Annotated in this window: 19 protein-coding genes; 15 read left to right on the plus strand and 4 right to left on the minus strand. The window is 73.9% G+C overall.

Annotated elements, in window-relative coordinates:
- Positions 1-19: 19 nt before the first annotated feature.
- From BX266_RS25720 to BX266_RS25730, 3 genes are all read left to right on the plus strand, one after another.
- Positions 20-370, plus strand: a complete 351-nt coding sequence (locus BX266_RS25720; RefSeq protein WP_099903533.1) for a hypothetical protein — start codon at positions 20-22, stop codon at positions 368-370.
- Positions 367-645, plus strand: coding sequence for a YrdB family protein (locus BX266_RS25725; protein ID WP_180290609.1), 279 nt, complete (start codon positions 367-369; stop codon positions 643-645). Before BX266_RS25720 ends, BX266_RS25725 begins: the two co-directional genes overlap by 4 nt.
- 107 nt (positions 646-752) lie before the next feature.
- Positions 753-1166 carry a hypothetical protein gene (locus tag BX266_RS25730; protein ID WP_099903535.1) on the plus strand — a complete coding sequence of 138 codons (414 nt, stop codon included), beginning with the start codon at positions 753-755 and terminating at the stop codon, positions 1164-1166.
- Between the two features lie 58 nt (positions 1167-1224).
- Here BX266_RS25730 and BX266_RS25735 read toward each other — a convergent pair whose 3' ends face one another.
- Positions 1225-2799: a cellulase family glycosylhydrolase gene (locus tag BX266_RS25735; protein ID WP_099903537.1), complete on the minus strand. Its 1575-nt coding sequence runs from the start codon at positions 2797-2799 to the stop codon at positions 1225-1227.
- Between the two features lie 256 nt (positions 2800-3055).
- Between BX266_RS25735 and BX266_RS25740 the strand changes: the two genes are divergently transcribed.
- Both BX266_RS25740 and BX266_RS25745 read left to right on the plus strand, forming a co-directional pair.
- Positions 3056-5965 carry a glycoside hydrolase family 48 protein gene (locus BX266_RS25740; protein WP_259464847.1) on the plus strand — a complete coding sequence of 970 codons (2910 nt, stop codon included), beginning with the start codon at positions 3056-3058 and terminating at the stop codon, positions 5963-5965.
- 197 nt (positions 5966-6162) lie between these two features.
- The gene (locus BX266_RS25745) at positions 6163-7638 is read left to right on the plus strand and encodes a S8 family serine peptidase (RefSeq protein ID WP_099903539.1); all 1476 of its coding nucleotides are present in this window, start codon (positions 6163-6165) and stop codon (positions 7636-7638) included.
- A 12-nt stretch (positions 7639-7650) separates the two neighbouring features.
- On the opposite strand, the gene BX266_RS25750 is transcribed toward BX266_RS25745, so the two are convergent.
- The gene (locus BX266_RS25750) at positions 7651-8550 is read right to left on the minus strand and encodes a HipA family kinase (RefSeq protein ID WP_099903541.1); all 900 of its coding nucleotides are present in this window, start codon (positions 8548-8550) and stop codon (positions 7651-7653) included.
- A gap of 161 nt (positions 8551-8711) precedes the next feature.
- Between BX266_RS25750 and BX266_RS25755 the strand changes: the two genes are divergently transcribed.
- The 9 genes from BX266_RS25755 (at position 8712) to BX266_RS25795 (ending at position 19075) form a co-directional block, all read left to right on the plus strand.
- Positions 8712-9152 (plus strand): SRPBCC family protein, encoded by a 441-nt coding sequence (locus BX266_RS25755; RefSeq protein WP_099903543.1) that lies wholly within the window; start codon positions 8712-8714, stop codon positions 9150-9152.
- Between the two features lie 120 nt (positions 9153-9272).
- Positions 9273-10436 (plus strand): glycosyltransferase, encoded by a 1164-nt coding sequence (locus tag BX266_RS25760; RefSeq protein WP_099903545.1) that lies wholly within the window; start codon positions 9273-9275, stop codon positions 10434-10436.
- A 295-nt stretch (positions 10437-10731) separates the two neighbouring features.
- Positions 10732-12249 (plus strand): sugar transferase, encoded by a 1518-nt coding sequence (locus tag BX266_RS25765; RefSeq protein WP_099903547.1) that lies wholly within the window; start codon positions 10732-10734, stop codon positions 12247-12249.
- A 9-nt stretch (positions 12250-12258) separates the two neighbouring features.
- Positions 12259-13581, plus strand: a complete 1323-nt coding sequence (locus tag BX266_RS25770; protein ID WP_099903549.1) for an O-antigen ligase — start codon at positions 12259-12261, stop codon at positions 13579-13581.
- The gene (locus BX266_RS25775; RefSeq protein WP_099903551.1) at positions 13578-15290 is read left to right on the plus strand and encodes a lipid II flippase MurJ; all 1713 of its coding nucleotides are present in this window, start codon (positions 13578-13580) and stop codon (positions 15288-15290) included. Before BX266_RS25770 ends, BX266_RS25775 begins: the two co-directional genes overlap by 4 nt.
- On the plus strand, positions 15280-16068 hold the full coding sequence (locus tag BX266_RS25780; protein WP_099903553.1) for a polysaccharide deacetylase family protein: 789 nt from the start codon (positions 15280-15282) through the stop codon (positions 16066-16068). The genes BX266_RS25775 and BX266_RS25780 overlap by 11 nt, the downstream gene beginning before the upstream one ends.
- Positions 16065-17213 (plus strand): glycosyltransferase, encoded by a 1149-nt coding sequence (locus tag BX266_RS25785; protein WP_099903555.1) that lies wholly within the window; start codon positions 16065-16067, stop codon positions 17211-17213. The genes BX266_RS25780 and BX266_RS25785 overlap by 4 nt, the downstream gene beginning before the upstream one ends.
- Before the next feature lie 36 nt (positions 17214-17249).
- A complete protein-coding gene (locus tag BX266_RS25790; RefSeq protein WP_099903557.1) occupies positions 17250-17897 on the plus strand; it encodes a lipopolysaccharide biosynthesis protein in 648 nt (215 codons plus the stop codon).
- Positions 17894-19075, plus strand: a complete 1182-nt coding sequence (locus BX266_RS25795) for a GNAT family N-acetyltransferase (RefSeq protein ID WP_099903559.1) — start codon at positions 17894-17896, stop codon at positions 19073-19075. Before BX266_RS25790 ends, BX266_RS25795 begins: the two co-directional genes overlap by 4 nt.
- On the opposite strand, the gene BX266_RS25800 is transcribed toward BX266_RS25795, so the two are convergent.
- Together BX266_RS25800 and BX266_RS25805 are read right to left on the minus strand one after the other, a co-directional pair.
- Entirely contained in the window at positions 19064-20134 is a 1071-nt protein-coding gene (locus tag BX266_RS25800) for a glycoside hydrolase family 26 protein (protein WP_099903561.1), read from the minus strand. The genes BX266_RS25795 and BX266_RS25800 overlap by 12 nt on opposite strands.
- A gap of 104 nt (positions 20135-20238) precedes the next feature.
- Complete coding sequence (locus BX266_RS25805) at positions 20239-21126, minus strand: neutral zinc metallopeptidase (protein WP_099903562.1); 888 nt, start codon at positions 21124-21126, stop codon at positions 20239-20241.
- Between the two features lie 199 nt (positions 21127-21325).
- On the opposite strand from BX266_RS25805, the gene BX266_RS25810 reads away from it, so the two are divergent.
- On the plus strand, positions 21326-22240 hold the full coding sequence (locus BX266_RS25810; RefSeq protein ID WP_099903564.1) for a hypothetical protein: 915 nt from the start codon (positions 21326-21328) through the stop codon (positions 22238-22240).
- The last annotated feature ends 23 nt before the right edge of the window (positions 22241-22263 follow it).

Below are 22263 nucleotides of genomic sequence, written 5' to 3' on the forward strand. Positions count from 1 at the left end.
TGATTCAGGGGGAGATGGGATGGATGTTCTGCTGGCGGCCAACGCACTGGCCGCGCTGGCGAGTGCGGGATCCAGCGTGGTGGGGGTGTGCAGGCCCGGCCTCGGGCTGCCCGCGGGTGAGCCGGTCACCCTCGGGACGCACGTCTACGTCCGGGCCTACGCGGGCCGGGCCCTTCCGTTGGGAGCGGCGACCGCGGTGGCGGCGGTGGCCGGCGGCGCGGCGGTCGCCTGGCCGCTGCTGCTGGTGTCCGGGCTGGCGCAGGTCGCGGACTCGGCTATCGGGTTCCGCCAGCGCAACCTCGGCATGGCGTTCGGCGCCGGCGCGTTCGCGGTCCTGCACCTGCTCTCCGCCCTGGCGGTGGCCCGGTGAACGGCCTGACCGCGGTCGACGTGCTGGCCTTCGGCGCGGAGCTGGCGGTGTACGGGGCAGCCGGCCGGTGGGCGTGGACGAGGCCCGGCCGCCCCGCGGTCCGGTTGCTGGTCGCGGTCCTCTCCGTGGCCGGACTCGCCGTCCTGTGGGGGCAGTTCGCGGCCCCGACGGCCGACCGCCCGCTGCACGGCGCCGCCCGGGCCGCCTTCGAGCTCTGCTGGTTCGGCGCGGGCGCCCTCGCCGGGTGCCGGGCATGGTCCGCGCGGCGGCGGTAGCCGGCCCGAAGGCCCGGCGACGGCGCGCCGCCGCGCGGAACGCCGTGCCGGCCGACCGGTCGCGGTGACAGGATGGCGGGCCCGTTCGTGCCGAGGAGTCAGAACCCGTGCCCACCCCCGCAGACCGCCTCGCCGAGGCCCGGACCTCCGGCGACCCCGCCGTGCTGCGCCGGCTGGTGGACACCGGGTACCCGTTCGTCCACCAGGCGCTCGCGGTCAACCCGCGCACCCCGCCGGACGCGCTCGCCCGGCTGGCCGGGGCCCGGCACGGCGGCTGGAACGACAACCTGCTGCTCCACCTGCTGGCTGAACAGCCCGCTGTGGTCGGGCCGGTGCTGGAGGCCGTGCTCGCCGCGGTCGCCGACCAGCTGGCCGCGGGGGAGCGGCCCTACGCCGCGGCGCTCGCCCTGGCCGCCCGCGCCGACCTGCCGGCGGAGCGGGTCCGGGCGCTCGGATCGGCGACCGGCGCCTCGGCCCGGCTGCGCCGCGGACTGGAGCGGCGGCTCGCCGCGCGACCCTGATGGACGGGCGCGGCCGCCCGGGGGAGTCCGGACGGCCGCGCCCACACCTGATGGCCCGTCAGTTGACGGCCAGCAGGTGGTTCTTGAGCCCCAGACCGAACGCGGTCGGGGTGCCGTCGAAGTTGGAGATCAGCGACGGGCCCTGGGCGCAGTCCCAGGTGTTCCAGGTCCAGCCGAGGTAGGAGACCTTGGCGGCGTCGGCCCAGGACATCACCTGGTCGATGAAGCCGTGGGCGCAGTCGTTCTCACCGATCTCGCCGATCACCAGCGGAACCTGTGCGGCCACCGGGGCCACCGTGGAGCTCCAGCAGGACTGGCTGGAGCAGGTGTTGAAGTTGTACACGTGCCAGGCCGCGGCCAGGTTGCCCGCCGGGTCGGTCGGCTTGTGGGCCAGCCACTGGCCGAGGTCGTTGGAGTAGGCGAGGCCGCCGAGCATGATCACGTTGTTCGCGCCGGCCGTGCGGACGCTGTTCACCAGGGTCTGCATGCCGCTGACCGTGTAGTTGATGCCGGGGCAGGCGCTGCCGCCGTCCCGCCAGCAGTTCCAGGCCTGGTCGAGGCCGGACACGGCGCGGTCCGGGTAGGGCTCGTTGAACATGTCGAAGACCACCGACGGGTCGTTCTTGAAGGTGGTGGCCACCGAGCTCCAGAAGGTCGCCGCGCCCGCGCCCGGCATCGGCTTCTGGCAGGTCGAGTTGACGTCCGAGCAGCCGGCGGAGTTACCGGTGTAGAGGCCCTGCGACCAGTGCAGCTCGACGATCGGGGTGATCCCGGCGTCCCGCAGCGCGTAGACGAAGTTCTTCACCGCGGTGCGGTAGTTCTCGCCCGCGTACTCCGGCTTGACGTCGGCGTAGCCGTTCCAGCAGTCCTCGTTGAGCGGGACGCGGACGGCGTTGGCCTTCCAGCTCTTGATCGCGGCGATCGACGCGCCGTCCACCGGCCCGTCGCTGAAGCCGTAGCCCTGGACGCACATGAACTCCATGCCGGAGCGGTTCACGCCGCGCAGGACGACCTGCTTGCCGCTCGCGTCGACCAGCTGGTTGCCCGCGACGTGCAGCGCCGGGGCCTTGCCGTCACCGGTGCCGGTGCTCCCGGACGGCGAGGGCGAGGCGGACCCCGAGGCGGACGGCGACGGGGAGGCGGAGGCGGACGGGGACGGCGAGGCCGACGCGGAGGGGGAGGGCGAGGCGGAGGCCGAGGGCGAGGGGGTCGAGGCGCCGTTGCAGGCCGCGCCGTTGACGGTGAACGAGGTCGGGGCCGCGTTGCTGCCGCTGTAGGAGAAGTTGGCGCCGGCGGTGACCGAGCCGCCCGCCGCCAGGCTGGTGGCCCAGGCCGGGGCGGCGATGGTGACGTTCTTGCCGGACTGGCTCCAGGTGCCGTTCCAGCCGGAGCCGGAGAGCGTCTGGTTGCCGGTGTAGGAGTAGCCGATGCTCCAGCCGCTGATCGCGGAGGCGCCGGCGTTCGTAAGTTTCACGTTGGCGGTGAAGCCGCTGCCCCAGTCATTGGTCGTGTAGTCGACCGAGCACTGGACCCCGGCGGCGGCGGCGGTGCCGGCGCCGGTGAGCGCGAGGGTGGCCGCAGCGGTCGCGGCCAGCGCCGAGACCAGCGCCAGGGTGGTGGTGCGGACGGACATGTCCGGCTCCTCGGAGAGGGAAATATGGGCGCGCTCCCACAGGCCCGCCCCGAACCATAGCCAGGGGTAAGGCAGTTGCCAACACGCTTCGGCTGCGCTCACTCTCTTGACAGCCCGCATGACCCTCTCGATATTTGGGAGCGCTCCCACAGAACAGCCCCGCGGATCCACCCCAGGGCAGGCCGCAAGCTCCCCGGATCCGTCTCCCTGCTTCCGTCTTCGGACTCCCCCACCCACCCCCATCCGAGGAGCCGTCTTGTCTCCACGCCGTAACCGGGTGTCGGCGGTCACCGCCGCCCTCACACTGCTCGCCGCCGGCCTTTCGACCGCGGTCGCCGTCCCGGCCTCCGCCGCCGTCGTCCAGTGCTCCGTCGACTACACGACGAACGACTGGGGCAGCGGCTTCACCGCCAACGTGGCGATCAACAACAAGGGCACCGCCGCACTCAACGGCTGGACGCTCACCTACTCCTACGCCGGCAACCAGACCCTCTCGGGCTCCGGTTGGAACGGCACCTGGAGCCAGTCCGGCAAGAACGTCACCGTCGCCGCCCCGGCCTGGGCGACCACCATCGCGGCAGGCGGCTCGGCCACCGCCGGCGCCAACTTCAGCTACAGCGGCACCAACACGGCGCCGACCGCGTTCGCCGTCAACGGGACCAGCTGCACGGGTGCGCACGCGGCCCCCACCACCACCCTGACCAGCCCTGCCCCGGGCGCCAACTACCAGGCGGGTGCGGCGATTCCGCTCTCCGCCACGGCCTCGGCGGCGGACGGCGCGACGATCAGCAAGGTGGAGTTCTACGACAACACCACGCTGCTCGGCACCGCCACCACCGCCCCGTACACCTACAGCTGGACGGGTGCGGCGAGCGGCAACCACTCGATCTACGCCAAGGCGTACGACAGCCTGGGCGCGAGCAGCGAGTCGACCCCGGCGGGCGTCACCGTCGCGTCGGGCCCGTCGATCAGCGCGACCCCGCTGACCCTGTCGGTCAACCAGGGCAAGACCGGCAGCTTCGCGGTGAAGCTGTCCAGCCAGCCGAGCGCCAACGTCACCGTCACCACCACCCGCAGCGCGGGCAACACCGGACTGTCCATCAGCTCCGGTGCGACGCTGACCTTCACGCCGAGCAACTGGTCGACGGCGCAGAACGTCACGCTCACCGCCGACGCCTCCTCCACCGGCTCGGCCACCTTCACCTCCACCGCCACCGGGTACACCTCCTCGGCGGTCACGGTGACCGAGCTGGCCGCCGCCTCGGGCGTGTACAACGACCGGTTCCTGCAGCTCTACAACAAGATCAAGGACCCGGCGAACGGCTACTTCTCGCCCGAGGGCATCCCCTACCACTCGGTGGAGACCCTGCTGGTCGAGGCCCCCGACCAGGGCCACGAGACCACCTCGGAGGCGTACTCCTACCTGCTCTGGCTGGAGGCCCAGTACGGGCGGGTGACCCAGGACTGGACGAAGTTCAACTCGGCATGGACGCTCATGGAGACGTACATGATCCCGGGTCACGTCGACCAGCCGACCAACTCGTACTACAACGCCTCGAAGCCGGCCACCTACGCGCCCGAGCGCCCGCTGCCGAGCGACTACCCGGCGGCGCTGGACACCTCGGTGACCGCGGGCAACGACCCGATCGCCAGCGAGCTGAAGAGCGCGTACGGCACCGACGACATCTACGGCATGCACTGGCTGCAGGACGTCGACAACGTGTACGGCTACGGCAACGCGCCCGGCAAGTGCGAGGCCGGCCCGACCGACACCGGTCCCTCGTTCATCAACACCTACCAGCGCGGCGCGCAGGAGTCGGTGTTCGAGACCATCCCGCAGCCCACCTGCGACAAGTTCACCTACGGCGGCAAGAACGGCTACCTGGACCTGTTCGTCAAGGACAGCTCCTACGCCAAGCAGTGGAAGTACACCGACGCGCCGGACGCCGACGCCCGCGCCATCCAGGCCGCCTACTGGGCCGACACCTGGGCCAAGGCCCAGGGCAACGGCTCGCAGGTCGCCACCACGGTGGCCAAGGCCGGCAAGATGGGCGACTACCTGCGGTACTCGTTCTTCGACAAGTACTTCAAGAAGGTCGGCAACTGCGTCGGCGCCACCTCCTGCGCGGCCGGCAGCGGCAAGGACTCCGAGCACTACCTGCTGTCCTGGTACTACGCCTGGGGCGGCGCCACCGACACCTCGGCCGGCTGGGCCTGGCGGATCGGCGACAGCGCGGCGCACGGCGGCTACCAGAACCCGATGGCCGCGTACGCGCTGGTCAACGACCCGGCGATGGCGCCCAAGTCGACCACCGGCAAGACCGACTGGACCACCTCGATGGGCCGTCAGGTCGAGTTCACCCAGTGGCTGCAGTCCTCCGAGGGCGCGATCGCGGGCGGCGCCACCAACAGCTGGGAGGGCAACTACGGGACCCCGCCGACCGGCACCCCGACCTTCTACGGGATGTTCTACGACGAGGCGCCGGTCTACCACGACCCGGCCTCCAACCAGTGGTTCGGCTTCCAGGCCTGGGGCCTGGAGCGGATGGCGGAGTACTACTACTCCAGCAACGACCCGAAGGCCAAGGCCATCCTGGACAAGTGGGTGACCTGGGCGCTGTCCAAGACCACCTTCAACGCCGACGGCAGCTACCAGATCCCGTCCACCCTGGCCTGGAGCGGCAAGCCGGACACCTGGAACGCCGCCTCCCCGGGCGCCAACACCGGCCTGCACGTGAGCGTGGTCGACTACACCAACGACGTCGGTGTGGCCGGCTCCTACGCCAAGCTGCTGTCCTACTACGCGGCCAAGTCCGGCAACGCGGCGGCCAAGACCGCGGCGCAGAAGCTGCTCGACGGCATGTGGACCAACAACCAGGACGCGCTGGGCATCTCGGTGCCGGAGACCCGCACCGACTACAAGCGGTTCAACGACTCGGTCTCGGTGCCGAGCGGCTGGACCGGCACCATGCCCAACGGCGACCCGATCAACAGCAGCTCCACCTTCCTGTCGATCCGGTCCTGGTACAAGAACGACCCGTCCTTCGCGAAGGTCCAGTCCTACCTGAACGGCGGCGCGGCCCCGACGTTCACCTACCACCGGTTCTGGGCGCAGGCCGACATCGCCACCGCGATGGCGACCTACGGCGACCTGTTCGGCGGCTGACCGGCCGTCACCTGATCCATCATCACCCGAGCGCGAGTGCCCGGTCCGACCGACAGCGGACCGGGCACTCGCCCGTTGTGAGGAGATTGCTTTACTACCTCTTGATTTTTGTCATATGAGGTGAATAGTCTCCGGCCCATTCGTGCGCCTTCGATCACCCTCGATCGCGTCCGCCACACTCGGGAGGGTCAACCCCTATGAGCGTTCCCCGGATCCGCCGTACTTCACTCGCCGCGGCCTGCCTCGCGCTGGCCACGGCGGGCGCACTCGCGCTGCCGGCCACCAGTGCCTCGGCCGCGACTGCCGACGGGCCCCTGCTCAACTACGTGGTGAACACCAAGGCCAACCACGGCCAGACCAAGAAGGCCGAGCGCGAGATCGAGGCCGCCGGCGGCAGCGTGGTCGCCTCCTACGAGCAGATAGGAGTGGTGATCGCCCGCTCGAACGACCCGGGCTTCGCCGCCAAGCTCCGCCGCTCGAACACCATCGACTCGGTCGGCGCCAGCCGCACCGCCGGCATCCAGGCCGACGTGGAGGACACCGTCCAGGAGGCGGCGGTACCCGCCGCCGCCCCGGCCGACGGCAGCGAGCCGCTCTGGGCCAACCAGTGGGACATGCGGCAGATCGGCGTCGACCAGGCCCACGCGGCCACCCTCGGCAGCCGCTCCGTCGTGGTCGGCGTGCTCGACTCCGGCATCGACGCCACCCACGAGGACCTGGCCGCCAACGTCGACCCCGCGCTGTCCGCCTCCTGCCTCAGCGGCAAGGCCGACACCAGCTGGCAGTCCTGGCAGCCCACCAGCAGCGACCACGGCACCCACGTGGCCGGCACCATCGCCGCCGCCAAGAACGGCAAGGGCATCGAGGGCATCGCCCCCGGCGTGCGGCTGGCCGCCGTCAAGGTGGTCGACGACGGCGGGTTCATCTACCCCGAGTACGCGATCTGCGGCTTCGTCTGGGCCGCCGAACACCACTTCAAGGTCACCAACAACAGCTACTACGTCGACCCGTGGATGTTCAACTGCGCCGACGACCCCGACCAGGCCGCCATCACCGAGGGCGTCCGCCGGGCCGTCGACTACTCCCGCCGCGGCGGCGTGCTGAACGTCGCCGCCGCCGGCAACGAGAACATCGACCTGGCCCACAAGACCGTCGACGTCAGCAGCCCGGACGACACCACCCCGGTCGAGCGGCCCATCGACGCCAACTGCCTGGACCTGCCCGCCGAACTCCCCGGCGTGGTCGCGGTCTCCTCGGTCGGCGTCAAGGGCGACAAGTCCTACTACTCCAGCTACGGCCTGAACAAGGTCGCCGTGGCCGCCCCCGGCGGCGACGCCCGCTACCAGCTGCCGGACACCCCCGACCACAACGGCCGGGTGCTGTCCACCGTCCGCGGCAACAAGTACGCCTACATGCAGGGCACTTCGATGGCGTCCCCGCACGTCACCGGCGTGGTCGCGCTGCTCGCCTCCACCCACCCGTGGGCCGGGCCCGACCAGCTGCGCAGCCTGCTGGTGAAGCAGGCCGACGCGCACGCCTGCCCGACCGGCGTCTACAACCCCGGCGGCGCCGGGGCGTGGAACGCCACCTGCGAGGGCGGCGCGGAGAACAACGGCTTCTACGGCGCGGGCGTGGTCTCCGCCGCCAAGGCCGCGGACTGGTGGCGCAACTGACCCTGCGTCAGCTCACTCGCCGGTGACGTGCCGGGACCAGTCCGACTCCACCGGAGCCAGACCGGCCCGGTTCGGCACCTGCTTCAGCCAGGACGGGCGCGCCGCCAGCCTCGCGGCGGCCGCCCGCTCCTCGGCGGCCCGGATCTGCTCCGGCGTGGCGAAGCCCTCCGGCAGCCAGGCCGCCGAGTGCGCCACCCGCGCCGCCAGGTGCTCGACGTACGCCTCCCGCACCGCCGCCGGGGACTCGAAGCCGGGCTCGTCGGCCAGCCACGCATCCGGCACCGACCCGGCGATCTCGCGCAGCAGTTCGGGCGTCACCAGCGGGGCGAGGGCCGCGTCGGCGGCGGCCAGGTCGGGCCCGTAGCCGCCCAGGGCGTGGCCGCTCAGGTCGTAGCGCTTGTGCACCGAGGCGTGCGCGGAGGACCAGCGGTGGTGGAAGACCAGGCCCGCGCCGTTGTCGATCAGCCACAGTCTGCCGTGCCAGACCATCAGGTTCGGGTTGTGCACGCTGCGGTCGACGTTCCCGGTCAGCGCGTCCAGCCAGACCACCCGGCCCGCCTCGGCCGGCGAGACCTCGATCATCCCCGGCCGGAAGTCCCGGGCACCGGGGAGCAGGTCCATTCCGAGGTTGCGCCCTTCGCTGGCCCGCAGCAGGTCCTGGATCTCCTGGTCCGGCTCCGCCGCCGCCACCGCCGGATCGAAGTCCACCAGCACCAGCGGCGGCACCCGCAGCCCCAGCCGCCGCGCCAGCTCGCCCACGATCACCTCGGCGACCAACGCCTTCACGCCCTGCGCCGCCCCCGTGAACTTCACCACGTACGTCCCGAGGTCGTCCGCCTCCACCACCCCGGGCACCGACCCGCCCGCCCGCAACGGATCGACGTACCGCACCGCAGTCACCACATCGAGCATCCGCCCACCCTAACGCGGGCCGACCGGGAGCAGATCCGCGCGCTGCGCGCCGACCGCAGGCCGGCCGGGCAGGCGGCCCCGGTTTTGGCGGGGTGCGGCGGCGGTGGTTGGCTTGGCAGCACCGGCGGGGACCGTCTCGCGGCAGACAGAGGAGTGAAGCGATGGGCAAGGTGCACGCCACCACCGAGCGGACGTACCAGGCCGGGCCGACCAGGGTGTACGAGGCGCTGGCCGACTACGCGGTGACCCGGCCGAAGCTGCTGCCCGCCCAGTACAGCGAGTACGAGGTGCGGGCCGGCGGGACCGGGGCGGGGACGCAGGTGCACTGGAAGCTGCAGGCGACCGAGAAGCGGGTCCGGGACTGCCTGTTCACGGTCTCCGCGCCCAGCCCCGAGAAGCTGGTGGAGACCGACGGCAACTCCTCGATGGTGATCACCTGGACGGTCTCCGCGGTCGGCGAGAGCGGCAGCAAGGTGACGGTGGAGGCGTCCTGGACCGGGGCCGGCGGCATCGGCGGGTTCTTCGAGCGGACCTTCGCGCCGAAGGGCCTGAACCGGATCCACGACCAGGTGCTGGCCAACCTGGCGGCCGAACTCGGCTGAGCCGCACCAGCATTCGGACACCCGTACGGAGAGTCAGCCGTACGGGTGTTCCGCTTCCCCGGGACGGGTGAAGCGGGCCCGGGCGGGGGGTGTCGCCAACTTAGGCTCCGGGCCGTGCAGATGACGATCCTTCATGTGTCCCAGCCGGTCGACGGCGGGGTGGCCCGGGTGGTGGTGGACCTGGTGCGCGGGCAGCGCTCGGCCGGGTGCCGGGTGCTGGTGGCCTGTCCGTCCGGCGGCCGGCTGGCCCGCGAGGCGGCCGCGGCCGGCGCCCGGGTGCTGGACTGGCCCGCCGAACGCTCGCCCGGCCCGAGCACCGCGGGGGAGACCTGGCGGCTGCGCCGGATCCTGCGCCGCACCGAGCCGGACGTGCTGCACCTGCACAGCGCGAAGGCCGGCCTGGCCGGCCGGCTGGCCGCGCGCGGCGGGCTGCCGACGGTGTTCCAGCCGCACGCCTGGTCGTTCGCCGCGGTGGACGGCGCGCTGGCGGCGGCCAGCCTGCGCTGGGAGCGGCACGCCACCCGCTGGGCCCGCACCGTGCTGTGCGTCAGCGAGCGGGAGCGGGCGGACGGCGAGGCCGCCGGGCTGCTCGCGGACTGGCGGGTGGTGCCCAACGGCGTGGACCTGGAGCACTTCGCGCCCGCCGACCCGGCGTCCCGGCGGGCCGCCCGGATGACGCTGGGCCTGGACCAGTCCGACCCGCTGGCGGTGTGCGTGGGGCGGCTGTGCCGGCAGAAGGGCCAGGACGTGCTGCTGGACGCCTGGGCGAAGGTGCAGGCCGCGCGGCCGGAGTCCCGGCTGGTGCTGGTCGGCGGCGGGCCGGACGCCGAGGCGCTGGCGGAGCAGGTGCGCGGGCTGCCCGAGCCGTCCCGGGTGCGGATGGTGGGCGACGTGGCCGATCCGCGGCTGTGGCTGGCGGCGGCCGACCTGGCGGTGCTGCCCTCGCGCTGGGAGGGGATGGCGCTGGCCCCGCTGGAGGCGATGGCCTGCGGCCGGCCGGTGCTGCTGACCGACGTGCCGGGCGCGCGGGAATGCCTGCCGCCGGCCGAGCGCGGCCGCTCGGTGGTGCCGGTGGGGGATTCCGGCGCGATGGCCGAACGGTTGGTCGAATTCCTCGGCGATCGGATCGAGTGCGAACGGCGTGGGGCGGAGGCCAGGGCGCACGTGGCAGATCATCATGATATTCGCGGAACGATTCAGCAGGTGGCGGCGATCTACCGGACGATTGTTCGATCCCAGGTGGTGCCGGGCGGTCGTACGAACCGTGTCCCGCAGCGGTTCTGATCGTTTGTCAGACCAGGAACGCCCGCCGGCGCAGGTGCGGCCTTCTTTCCTGAAAGTCTGATTATTGGGCGGGCGGAATGAACTGGCATGTCAGCCTCCTGCGTGGCAACGGGTGTTCGGTATTGTCTGATTTCGCCTGCTTCGTCTCCATTTTCGGCATAGAAATGGTCGACTGCCTCTCACGGCAGCAGGTTCTTACCTGGACCGCGTCCGCCGGGTCGGGGCGCCGGGCCGGCGCGCGTCCGGTCCGGCTGCCCGGCCACGGCGGGTACACAGCAGGGGAGTTCGTGCGCTGATGACCATTGACCACGAGAGTGTGCCGCGGGCGGGCAGAACCGTGGCGAGCCCGGCCCGACACACCAGCCGCACCGGCGTGCTCGACCGGCCCAAGGCCCGGCCGCGGTCCAAGCCGGCCGCGCCCCGGACCTCGGCCGGAGTCGGCCGGCACCGCGGCCGGCTGCACTCTCGGGTCGCCCTCCCGCTGTCGCTGGCCGCCGCCGACGCCCTGGCGGCCGGCCTGGCCGCGGCCGCCACCACTCCCGCCGGCACCCGGCCGGCCGCCTTCGCCGCCCTGCTGCTGCCCGCCCTGCTCCCGCTCAACCTGGCCGGCGGGCTCTACCGCAGCCGGCTCAGCCTGTCCGCCCTCGACGAGTTCCCCGCCCTGGCCGCCCGCGCCGCCGTCGCCACCGCGTTCGCGATCACCGCCGACGCCTGCCTGGCCGGCCGCTGGGCCGGCCTCGGCCCGATGAGCCCGCTGCGGCTGATCGCCCTGCTGTTCCTGATGCTGCCGCTGGCCGCGCTCGGCCGGGCCTTCGTCCACCACCTCACCCGCAAGGCCCGCCGCCGCCGCCCCAGCCCGGTGCTGCTGCTCGGCGCCGGCGAACTCGGCCAGCGGATCGCCGCCGTGCTCACCGCCCGCCCCGAGTACGGCCTGCGCCCGGTCGGCTACCTCGACCCGGACCCGGTGCTGCTGCCGCCCAGCAGCCCGCTGCCGGTGCTCGGCGGCCGCGAGGTGCTCGGCCGGGTGCTGCGCCGCTACCGGATCCACCACGTGGTGGCCACCGCCGGCGCCGCCGACGAGGCCGAGACGCTGGCCGCGCTGCGGCACGCCGCCCGGCTCGGCTGCCAGGTCTGGCTGGTGCCCGGCCTGCGCGAGTACGACTCGGTGCAGGGCGCCGGCGACCACCTGTGGGGCTTCCCCTGCCTGCGCCTCGGCGCCCCCGCGATGCGCCGCGGCGGCTGGATCGTCAAGCGCGGCTTCGACATCGCCGCGGCCGGCCTCGGCCTGCTGCTGATCTCCCCGGTGCTGGCCGCCTGCGCCCTCGCGGTGCGCTGGGACACCGGCCCGGGCGTGCTGTTCCGCCAGCAGCGCACCGGACTGGACGGCCGGGTGTTCACCGTCCTCAAGTTCCGCACCCTGCGCCCGTCCGACGAGCACGAGTCGGCCACCCGCTGGAACATCGCCCAGGACCACCGGATGGGCGCGATCGGCAAGTTCCTCCGCAAGACCTCGCTGGACGAGCTGCCCCAGCTGTGGAACGTGCTGCGCGGCGACATGAGCCTGGTCGGCCCGCGCCCCGAACGCCCGTACTTCGTCATGCGGTTCGGCCAGGCGTACCCCGAGTACGCCGACCGGCACCGGGTCCCGGTCGGGCTCACCGGCCTGGCCCAGGTGAACGGCCTGCGCGGGGACACCTCGATCGAGGACCGGGCGCGCTTCGACAACCGCTACATCGAGGGCTGGAGCCTGTGGCAGGACGCCAAGGTCCTGCTGCGCACCGCGGCCCTGGTGGTCCGCCCGGACGGGAGCTGACACAACCTCATGGCCATCACCCTGCAACTCCCGCACCCCGCAATGCGGTTGACTCGGATAGTGCCGGCCCGGCCGAGCTGGCTGGCCGCGGCCACGGTCCTGCTGGTGTGCGTGCCGACCGGGGAGAAGGACGTCTCCGCGTCCGTGCACGTCACCCCGGCGGACCTGGCCTCGCTCGCCCTGGTCGGGCTGATCGCGGTGGACCTGCTGCGCGGCCGGCTGCCCCGGCTGGACCCGGCCGCCTGCGCGCTGTTCGGCGGCGTGGTGCTGGCCGCCGCCGTCGCCACCGTGCACTCCATCGACCCGGCGTCCAGCCTCACCGGCTTCGTCCGGCTGTCCCAGATCTTCGTGCTGGTCCCGGCCGCGGTGCTGCTCGCCGTCCGCGACGCCCTGGACCGGCGGCTGGTGCTCGGCTCCTTCGTACTGGCCGCGCTGATCGAGGGCGCGGTCGGCGTCGACCAGTACCTGACCCGCACCGGCGCCTCCTACGCCGGGCAGCCGATCCGCGCCGTGGGCACCTTCGGCGCGCTGGACATCATGGCGATGTCCAGCGTGGTCTCGTACGGACTGCTGGCCGCCCTCGGCCTGGCGCTGGCCGAACGTCGCCCGGGCGGCCACCGGCTGCTGCGCCGGACGATGTGGGCCAGCGCCGCGTTCCTGGCCTTCCCGCTCGCGGTGTCCTTCAGCCGGGGCAGCTGGATCGCCACCGCCGTCGCCGCGAGCGTGCTGCTGCTGCGCGCGGACGCCCGACTGGCCGTCAAGGGGGTGCTGGTCGGCGCGGCCGCCGCCGTGGTGCTGGTCGGCGGCCTCGGCCTGGGTGCCTCCGGCGTCACCCAGCGGCTCAGTTCGATCGGCTCGGTCTCCGCCGCCCCCGACCAGTCGGTCTCCGACCGCTACGACCTGTGGTCCACCGCCGGCCGGATCTGGCAGGACCACCCGCTGACCGGCGCCGGCCCCAAGGCCTTCCAGCAGCTGCGCGACAGCCACGCCCCGCTGCGGCTCTCCTCCGGCAGCGACGCGGCCGACTCCACCATCGGCTTCCAGCGCGAGCCGCTGCTGTCCCCGCACAACATGTACTTCCTGGTGCTCAGCGAGCAGGGACTGCTCGGCGTGGTCGCCTACCTCGCCCTGTTCCTCGCCCTGTTGCTGGGCTGCCTGCGCCGCGCCGCCGGCCCCGGCCTGGCCGCCCTCGCGCTGCTCTGCTGGGTGCTCTGGGACTTCCTCTACGCCGACATCGGCGGCACCACCACCGTGCTGACCTCCGTGGTGCTCGGGCTGGCCGCCCGCACCGCCCTGCCCGGCCCCGACTGCCGCGGAGCGAGCGGAGCATGACGACCGATCAGCCGGTGGCCGAGGTAGCCCCGACGACCGTGCCGGCCCCGCGTGCGGCCGGTGCGGACCCGGCCCCGAGCGGCTTCCTGGCCAAGGCCTTCGGGGTGACCGCGCTGCTCAGCGCGGCCGGCTCCGGGCTCGGGCTGCTGCGCGACCTGCTGCTCGCCCGCTACTTCGGCGCCAACCAGGGCACCGACGCGTTCCTGGTCGCCTGGACGGTGCCGGAGACCGCCGCGCCGCTGCTGATCGAGGACGCGATGGCGTTCCTGATGGTCCCGGCCTTCAGCCTGGCCCTGGTGCTGCGCGAGGAGCGTCCGCACGGGCCGGACCCGGTACGGCAGTTGACCCGCGCCACGCTGCCCTGGCTGCTGCTCGCGCTGTGCACGCTGTCCGGGGCGGTCGCGCTCGGCGCACCCCGGCTGGTCGAGCTGCTCGCCCCCGGTCTGGCCGACCCGGGGCTGGCCGTCACCTGCACCCGGATCACCGCCGTCACCATCCTGCCGTTCGGCCTCGCCGGGTACCTCGCCTCCGCGCTGCGCGCCCTGCACTCCTTCACCGCGCCCGCCGTCATCTACGTGATGTACAACCTGGGCATCCTGGCGCTGCTGCTGAGCGGCCACCAACTGCTCGGGGTGCGCTCCGCCGCGCTCGGCGTGGCCCTCGGCAGCGGGCTGATGGCCGGCGTGCTGCTGCTGCCGTTCGCCCGCCGGCTGCGCGAGCACCGCCGGCGCGGACTGCGGCGGGGCTCCGCCCGCGGGCTGGTGCTGATCCCGCTGGCACTGCTGCCGGTGGCCGCGTTCACGCTCACCCGGCAGGCCCAGGTGTTCATCGAGCGCTACCTCGGCTCGGGACTTCCGCCCGGCACCATCTCGCACCTCAACTACGCCGCCAAGATCAGCCAGTTGGCGATGACCTCGGCGATCCTGATCGTCACCGTGACCTTCCCGGTGGTGGCCCGGGCGCTGGCCGCCGGCGACCTCGCCGCGGCCCGCGACCGGGTGGAGAAGGACCTCGGCCAGGCCGCCGCGGTGGTGCTGCTCGGCACCGCCTTCCTGATGGCCTGCGCGCCCGCGGTGGTCGCCCTGCTGTTCCAGCGCGGCGCGTTCGGCGCCGCCGACACCTCCGCCACCGCCGCGGTCATCCGGGTGTACTCCTTCGGGCTGCCCGCGCAGGCGATGATCGGCGTGATGGTGCGGCCGTACTTCTGCGTCCGCCCCGTGGTGCGCCGCGCCGACACCCCCCGCGCCGAGGGCGACCGCACCACCTGGCTGGACTGGTACCCGGTCGGCGCGATGGCCGTCGGACTGGCCGTCACCTGCGTCGTCGGCGTCACCGCCACCCCGCGGTTCGGGGCGCTCGGACTGGCCGCCGGCAACGCCGCCGGGATCACCACCACCGCCGCACTGCTGCTGCGCGGCCTGCTGCTGCGCGGCATCGCGCTGCGGCTGCGCCGGGTGCTCGCCGGCCAGCTGCGGCTGTTGACCGCGGCCGTCGCCGCCGCCCTGCTCGGCGCGCTCACCACCCGGGCCGTCGCCGCCCCGCTGCCCGCCGCCCTGCTCGGCGGCAGCACCGTCCTCGTGGTCTTCGCCGGCCTCGGCGCGCTGCTCGGCGCCGCCGAGGTGCGCGGCCCGGTGCTGGCCCTGGCCGCCCGGACCAGGGGACCGCACACACCCTCACCCGCCGCCGAAGGGAAGCCGCATGGACGCTGACCCCCGCCTGCCGGCCCAGGCCCTCGCTCCCAGGCTCGCGCCCTGGATCCTGATGTACCACTCGGTCGCCGAGGAGGACGAGGATCCGTACCTGCTCACGGTCGGCCCGGAGCGGTTCGCCGAACAGATGGACTGGCTGCACCGCACCGGCCGCCGCGGCGTCAGCGTCCGGGAGCTGCTCGCCGCCCAGGCCAGGGGCCGGGAGTCCCGGCTGGTCGGTCTGACCTTCGACGACGGCTACGCGGACTTCGCCCGGCACGCCGTCCCGGTGCTGCGCGCGCACGGCTTCACCGCCACCGCGTACGTGGTGCCCGACCTGCTCGGCACCGAGAACGGCTGGGACGTCGAGGGACCGCGCAAGAAGCTGCTGACGGTCGACCAGGTCACCGAACTCGCCGCCTCGGGCTGGGAGATCGGCTCGCACGGCCTCGGCCACCAGGCACTGCCGGGCCTGTCCGAAGCCGCCCTGCTGCGGCAGACCCGGGGCAGCCGGCGCGCCCTGGAGGACCTGATCGACGGGCCGGTCACCGGCTTCTGCTACCCGTACGGCGCGGTCGACCTGCCCGCCACCCGCGCGGTGCGCGAGGCCGGCTACGACTACGCCTGTGCCATCGAGCACTCCTCGCTGACCGGCCGCTGGGCCCTGCCGCGCTGCTACGTCGGCGACCGCGACGGGGCCTGGCGGCTGCGCGCCAAACACGGCCGGCACCGCTGGCGGGACGCCGTGACCGGGCTGCGCTGGGCCCCGCCGCGGGCGGCCGCGGGGGAGCGGCGATGAAGGTCCTGCACGTGGTCACCGGCCTGCACGCGGGCGGGGCGGAACGCCAGCTCGCGCTGCTGCTGCGGCACCTGCCGAAGGACCAGCAGCACGAGGTGGCCGCCCTGACCAATCCCGGCACGGTCGCCCGCGAACTGCGCGCCGGCGGCTTCCGGGTCCACCACCTGGACATGCGCGGCAACCGCGACCTCGGCGTGCTGCCCCGGCTCACCCGGCTGATCAGGGCCGGCCGCTACGACCTGGTGCACACCCACCTCTACCGGGCGATGCTGTACGGCCGCCTCGCCGCCCGGCTGGCGGGCGTGCGCGCCGTGCTGGCCACCGAGCACTCGCTGCAGGCCGGGATGATCGAGGGCCGGCCCACCTCGCGCGGGGTCCGGGCGCTGTACCTGGGCGCGGAGCGGCTCGGCCGCACCACCCTGGCGGTGTCCGGCCAGGTCGCCGGGGTGCTCGACGACTGGGGCGTGCCGGCCGGCCGGGTGCGGCTGCTGCCGAACGGCGTGGACGCCGCCCGGTACCGCTTCGGCGCCGCCGAGCGGTCCGCCCACCGGGTCCGGCTCCGTGCCCAACTGGGCCTTCCCACGGACGCGTTCGTGATCGGCGCGGTCGGCCGGCTGGTGCCGGGCAAGCGCTTCGAGGTGCCGCTGCGGGCCCTGGTCCGGCTCCCCGACGCCCGGCTGCTGCTGGTCGGCGCCGGCCCGGAGCGCGAGGACCTGCTCGCGCTGGCCGAGCAGCTGGGCGTCCGCAGCCGGGTGGTGCCGACCGGGGAACGCGACGACGTGCCGGAACTGCTCACCGCGATGGACGTGCTGGTCTCGCCGTCCCGGCAGGAGACCTTCGGCCTGGCCGTGCTGGAGGGCCTGGCCGCCGGACTGCCGGTGCTGCACTCGGCCTGCCCGGCGCTCGCCGAACTGCCCCCGGCCGCGGCCCCGCACGCCCGCGAACTGCCCTCCGACCCCGATTCCTACGCCCGCGAGCTGGCCCTGCTGGCGCTGGCCCGCCCCGGCCCGGCACCGGCGCCGCCCGCCGTCGCGCACTACGACATCGCCCGGATCGCGGCCGAACTGGCCGAGCTCTACCGGGAGTCGGCCGCCGCCCTGCCCGGTCCCCGTCGACCGGCGCGGCGACGCGCGGCCGCGCACTGACACGCCCTCACCCTCCTACCGTTCCTGGAGTCACCGATGTCCGATCCCCGCCGCAGCGCCCGCGCGCTGGCCCGTCGCTGGTGGCCGCTGGCCGTCGCCGTTCCGCTCGGCGCGGCGGCCGGCGCCGGCTACGCCGCCGTCTCGCACCCCTCGTACGCCGCCAGCTCCTACGTGGTGGTGGTGCCGACCAACCCGGGCGAGACCTCCACCGCCGTCAACTTCGCCCAGGCGTACGGCCGGCTCGCCGGGCAGCCCCAGGTGCTGCTGGGGGCGGCCGCCGACAGCGGGCACTCGGTGACCACGCTGGCCGGGCTGGTGCGCGGCACCACCTCGCCGGACGCCCCGGTGATCGAGATCACCGGCACCGGCGCGCTGGCCGCCGAGGCGGTGAAGAACGCCGACGCGGTCGCCAAGTCGCTGATCGCGTTCGGCAACACCAGCAGCAAGGAGACCGGGGTCAAGCTGGTCCCGCTGGCCGCGGCCGCCGCGCCCGAGTCCCCCGCCTCGCCGTCCGCCGCCCTGGACACCGCGGTCGGCGCGGCGGCCGGCGTGCTGGTCGGCGCGCTGGTGATGCTCACCCGTCGCAAGGAGGGCCCGGCCGCCGAACCCGCGCTGCCCGCCCAGGCCGAGGCCCCCGCACCCGCAGGCAGGGACGCGGCGCCGGTCGCCGGGGGCGCCAGGTGAGGCTGCGTCAGAAGGCGGGCGCCGAACCCCGGGTGCCGGCGCAGCCCGCCCGGGAGGCCGCCGACCGCGAGCAGTGGACCTCCCAGGTGCTGCGCGACGACGACGCCCTGGACCTGGTCACCGAGGACTGGGACGACCTGTACCGGCGCTGCGCCACCGCGACCGCCTTCCAGGCCGCGCCCTGGCTGGCGTCCTGGTGGCGGCAGTACGGCCGGCCCGGCGCGCTGGTGCTGGTGCTGGTCCGCCGCGACGGCCGGCTGGTGGGCGCCGCCGCGCTGCGCCGCCGCGGGCCGTTCGGCGGGCTGACCAACCTGGGCGCCGGGCTGGTCGACTTCACCGACGTGCTGCTGGACGACGCCTGCGCCGACCGGGCCGCCGCCGAGCTGGCCGCGGCGCTGCCGCTGCGCCTGCCCTGGCACAGCCTGGAACTGCGCGAGGTGCACCCGGAGGCGTCCGTGCAGCGGGTCTGGGCGCACTGGCGGGGCCGCCGCCACCGGTTCGCCGACTCGCTCTGCCAGTACCTGCCGGCCGTGCCGATGGAGGAGCTGCTCAAGCGGCTGCCCGGCAAGACCGCGCAGCGCAGCCGGGTGAAGCTCCGCCGGATCGCCCAGGCAGGGATCCTGGTGCACTCCGCCACGCCCGAGGAAGTCCCGGCCACGGTGGGCGAGTTGTTGCGCCTGCACTTCCTGCAGTGGCAGGACCGCGGGGTCACTCCGGAGCACCGCAGCGAACGCTTCGCCCGCCACCTGACCGAGTCCACCACCGCGCTGGTGGCCACCCGCCGGGCGGCCATACACCGCTTCGAGCTGGACGGCGAGGTGGTCGCGGTGAACCTGGTGCTGCTCTGCAACCCGTTCGGCGGGCTGTACCTGTACGGGGCGCACCCGGAGCTGCGCGAACGCCTGGACATCGCGGGCCTGCTGTTCGGCGCCGCCCTCGACGAGGTCAGGGCGGCGGAGATCCCGCAGCTCAGCCTGTTGCGCGGCCAGGAGCCGTACAAGCAGCGCTGGCGGCCGGACGCGCTGCCCAACCAGCGGCTGGTGCTCGGCCCCGGCCGGCTCGCCCCGTGGGCGGCCGCCCGGGCGCTGCGGGTGCGGGCCCGGATCGCCGCCGTCCACCTGCTGCGGACCAGGCTGCCGAAGCTGAAGGAGGCGCTGGCGCGGCGCCTACCGGGGTGAGGCCTTCACCGGCCCGACCGCGCCGCCCGAGCCCGACATCAGCTGCTTGTAGACGGCGGCCGAGCGCGGGTTCTCCTTGCACTGCCAGAAGCCGTGCGGGCAGTAGTCGGTGACGGTCTGGTAGGCGGTGTCGTGGGTGCGCATCCACTCGACCATCCGGCGGACGAACTCGGGGTTGTCGCCGTTGCGGAACAGCCCCCACTCCGGGTAGGAGACGGGCTTCCCGCGCTTGGCGGCGAACTCCACCTGGTCCTGCAGCCCGTACGGCTCGGAGACGTACTCGTCGAAGGTGCCGCCGGCGGGCTGGTCGTAGCTGTCCATGCCGATGATGTCGACCACGTCGTCGCCGGGGTAGCAGCGCGTCCAGGGGATCGCGTCCAGTCCGCGGGTGGGGGCGAAGTCGAACGAGAAGTGCTGACCCGGCACCGAGCGCAGCACGCCGACGATCCGCCGCCAGTACGCCTTCCAGGCGCCCGGGTCGGGCTTGCAGCGCGAGGTGTAGGTGACGCCGTTCATCTCCCAGCCCAGGGTGATGACGGCGTCGCCGCCGCCCAGCGCGACCAGCTTGCGGGCCAGCCGCAGGAAGTGCTGGTCGAACTCGCCCTGGTTGCCGCGGGCCAGCAGCCGGGCGACCTCGGCGTCCGGCACGTTGCCCTCGTTGGGGACCAGCATCGGGACGCCCAGCACCAGTCGCCTGGTCGGGTCGGACTGCCGCCACTGCGACCACAGGCCGAGCACCATCGGCTCGCCCTCGATGTCCTGCCAGCCGTTGCCGGCCAGGTAGGTGTGGCCGACCTGCAGGTTGGCGTTGTTCAGCCAGGACGCCATCCGGGCGATGTTCGGGATGTAGCTGTCCCAGGAGCCGACGAAGGCGCCGAACGGCACCTCGTGGCTGGCCCGCTGCACCACCGGGCGGGGTGCGGCGCCGCGCGGCTGGATGGCGTCCGAGGAGAGGGCCGCGTGCCGCTCGGTCTGGCTGAGCGGCGTGCCCGAGGGGACGCTCGCGGTGGTCACCAGCAGCAGAGCGGCGGCGGCCAGGGTCAGGCGGCCGAGACGCATGGGCTCTCCGAACGGGTCCAGGGACAACACCGGCCCCCGGAGCGTATCCTGACAGAGCGTCAGGAATGCCGCAGGTCACCCCAAAGAGTCATCCGCCGGTCCGGTCAGCCGAACGTGTCGCACTTCGCCGGGTCGCCGGTTCGGTAGCCGGTGGTGAACCACTGGGAGCGCTGCGCGGAGGAGCCGTGCGTCCAGGTCTCCGGGTTGGAGCGGCCGGTGGCCCGCTGCTGGATCCGGTCGTCGCCGACCGATTCGGCGGCGTCCAGCGCCAGCGCGATGTCCCGGTCGGTCAGCCGGGTGATCAGCGGCCGGCCGGTGGAGGCCTGCGGAGTGGTGGTGGCGTGGTGCGCCCACACCCCCGCGTAGCAGTCGGCCTGCAGCTCCAGCTTCACCGAGGCGCTGTCCGCACCCTGCCGGTCGGCGCCGACCCTGCCCGTGGTGCCGAGCAGGTTCTGCACGTGGTGCCCGTACTCGTGCGCCACCACGTACGCCTCGGCGAACGGGCCGCCCTGCGCGCCGAGCTGCCGGCTCATGTCGTCGAAGAAGCCCAGGTCGAAGTAGGCCTTGCGGTCGCCCGGGCAGTAGAACGGGCCGACCGCCGAGGTCGCGGTGCCGCAGGCGGTCGCCACCCGGTCGGTGAACAGCACCGTGGTCGCCGGGGCGTAGCTGCGGCCGCGGGCGGCGAGGTCGCCCTGCCAGTAGCCCTGCACGCTGTTGACCACCGCCAGGATCCGGCAGTCCTGCCGCTGGTTGGCGTCCGCGCCGGTCCGGCAGGCCGAGGCCAGCTGCGCCGAGCTGGTGGCCTGGCCGACCGGCGGCGCGGCGGTGGGGTCGGCCGCCCCGAACAGGCCCGGGTCGACGCCGAACAGCAGCGCGACGATCAGCCCGAGGATGCCGACCGCGCCGCCGCCGATCGCCAGCCCGCCGCCGGGGACGCCCCGCCGGTCCTGCACCTGGGCGGTGTCCAGCTCGGCGTCGTCGTCAAACTGCATTCCGTCTCACCTCTGTAACAGTCCGTGGGCCCCTCGCACGCGTACCCCGGTTGCCCGGCCGCCACGCACCGGCGCGCTGCGGCGCAGGTCGGAACGGGTCGCGTGAGATCGGCATAAGCGCCCCCACCTGCGACACGGGACGCGCCGCCACGCCGTAATCCGCAAGCCCCGGCCGCCGCCCGGACGGTACGCTCCGGCCGTGTCCTTCAATCCGCTGCGCAGTCTGTCGCCCCGATCGGTCCTGCCCGCCGCCGCCGTTCTGCTGGTCCTCGCGGCCGGCGCCGCGGCGCACGCCAACCGTCCGGAGCCGTTCGGCGACCAGGTGCTGCCCGGTGCGGCGGACGCCAGCCCGGTGAGCGTGCAGTCGGCCACCGCGGGCGAGCTGGAGCTGAAGGTCGGCCCCGGCATGGAGGCCTACGCGAAGGCCACCGGCGAGCACCTGTGGTCCTACCGCCGGGAGGGCGCGACCGCGCTGTACCTCACCCTGGTCGGCGACGACGCCGTGGTGCTGTGGGACGACGGCATGGTCACCGCGGTCAACACCACCGATCGCTCGGTGCGCTGGCACCGCGGCGTCCCCGGCCTCTCCGACTGGCTGCGCGCCGACGGCGAGCCCGGCGCCGACGCCCGCACCGAGGAGCAGCGCAAGCAGCTCATGGTGCAGCGCGCCGCCCTGGCCCTGCAGCCGTCCGCGGACCGGGTGAACGACGCGTTCGTGACGGTGGTCACCCCCGGCCTGCTGATGGGCTTCCGCGAGCGCGACGGCGACCTGCGCTTCAACTCCCGCCCTCCGACGGGCTGCACCTTCGAGCCGGCGCGCTCGGCGCACACCGACGACGCGGTGCTGGTACCGCGGGTCTGCCCGCCCACCACCACCGCGGGGGCCCGCCAACTGCCCGGCGGCGTCCTGGTGTTCTCGCTCACCGAGCACGGCAACTTCCTCAACACCGGCCCCGACGTGGTGATGCGGGCGCTGGACGGCCACCGGGTCCGGGTCGAGGACGGCCCGGTGATCGGCGGCTGGGTGTACGACACCACGCTCGGCGCGCGCGAGGCGGCCTGCGGCGCGTCCTCGGTCCCGTTCGCGACGGCCGCCACGGTCTGCGAGAAGTGAGCGGCCCCGGGCCGTCCCGGAAA

Origin of the sequence: Streptomyces sp. TLI_171, from assembly GCF_003610255.1 — a bacterium.
In the GTDB taxonomy this organism is placed as follows: Bacteria; Actinomycetota; Actinomycetes; order Streptomycetales; family Streptomycetaceae; genus Kitasatospora.

Coding starts and splice junctions, on each gene's coding strand:
- BX266_RS25735 (WP_099903537.1), bottom strand. CDS start 2,799: ATGTCCGTCCGCACCACCACCCTGGCGCTGGTCTCGGCGCTGGCCGCG.
- BX266_RS25765 (WP_099903547.1), top strand. CDS start 10,732: ATGACCATTGACCACGAGAGTGTGCCGCGGGCGGGCAGAACCGTGGCG.
- BX266_RS25785 (WP_099903555.1), top strand. CDS start 16,065: ATGAAGGTCCTGCACGTGGTCACCGGCCTGCACGCGGGCGGGGCGGAA.
- BX266_RS25805 (WP_099903562.1), bottom strand. CDS start 21,126: ATGCAGTTTGACGACGACGCCGAGCTGGACACCGCCCAGGTGCAGGAC.
- BX266_RS25790 (WP_099903557.1), top strand. CDS start 17,250: ATGTCCGATCCCCGCCGCAGCGCCCGCGCGCTGGCCCGTCGCTGGTGG.
- BX266_RS25755 (WP_099903543.1), top strand. CDS start 8,712: ATGGGCAAGGTGCACGCCACCACCGAGCGGACGTACCAGGCCGGGCCG.
- BX266_RS25760 (WP_099903545.1), top strand. CDS start 9,273: ATGACGATCCTTCATGTGTCCCAGCCGGTCGACGGCGGGGTGGCCCGG.
- BX266_RS25775 (WP_099903551.1), top strand. CDS start 13,578: ATGACGACCGATCAGCCGGTGGCCGAGGTAGCCCCGACGACCGTGCCG.
- BX266_RS25800 (WP_099903561.1), bottom strand. CDS start 20,134: ATGCGTCTCGGCCGCCTGACCCTGGCCGCCGCCGCTCTGCTGCTGGTG.
- BX266_RS25780 (WP_099903553.1), top strand. CDS start 15,280: ATGGACGCTGACCCCCGCCTGCCGGCCCAGGCCCTCGCTCCCAGGCTC.
- BX266_RS25770 (WP_099903549.1), top strand. CDS start 12,259: ATGGCCATCACCCTGCAACTCCCGCACCCCGCAATGCGGTTGACTCGG.
- BX266_RS25750 (WP_099903541.1), bottom strand. CDS start 8,550: ATGCTCGATGTGGTGACTGCGGTGCGGTACGTCGATCCGTTGCGGGCG.
- BX266_RS25745 (WP_099903539.1), top strand. CDS start 6,163: ATGAGCGTTCCCCGGATCCGCCGTACTTCACTCGCCGCGGCCTGCCTC.
- BX266_RS25720 (WP_099903533.1), top strand. CDS start 20: ATGGATGTTCTGCTGGCGGCCAACGCACTGGCCGCGCTGGCGAGTGCG.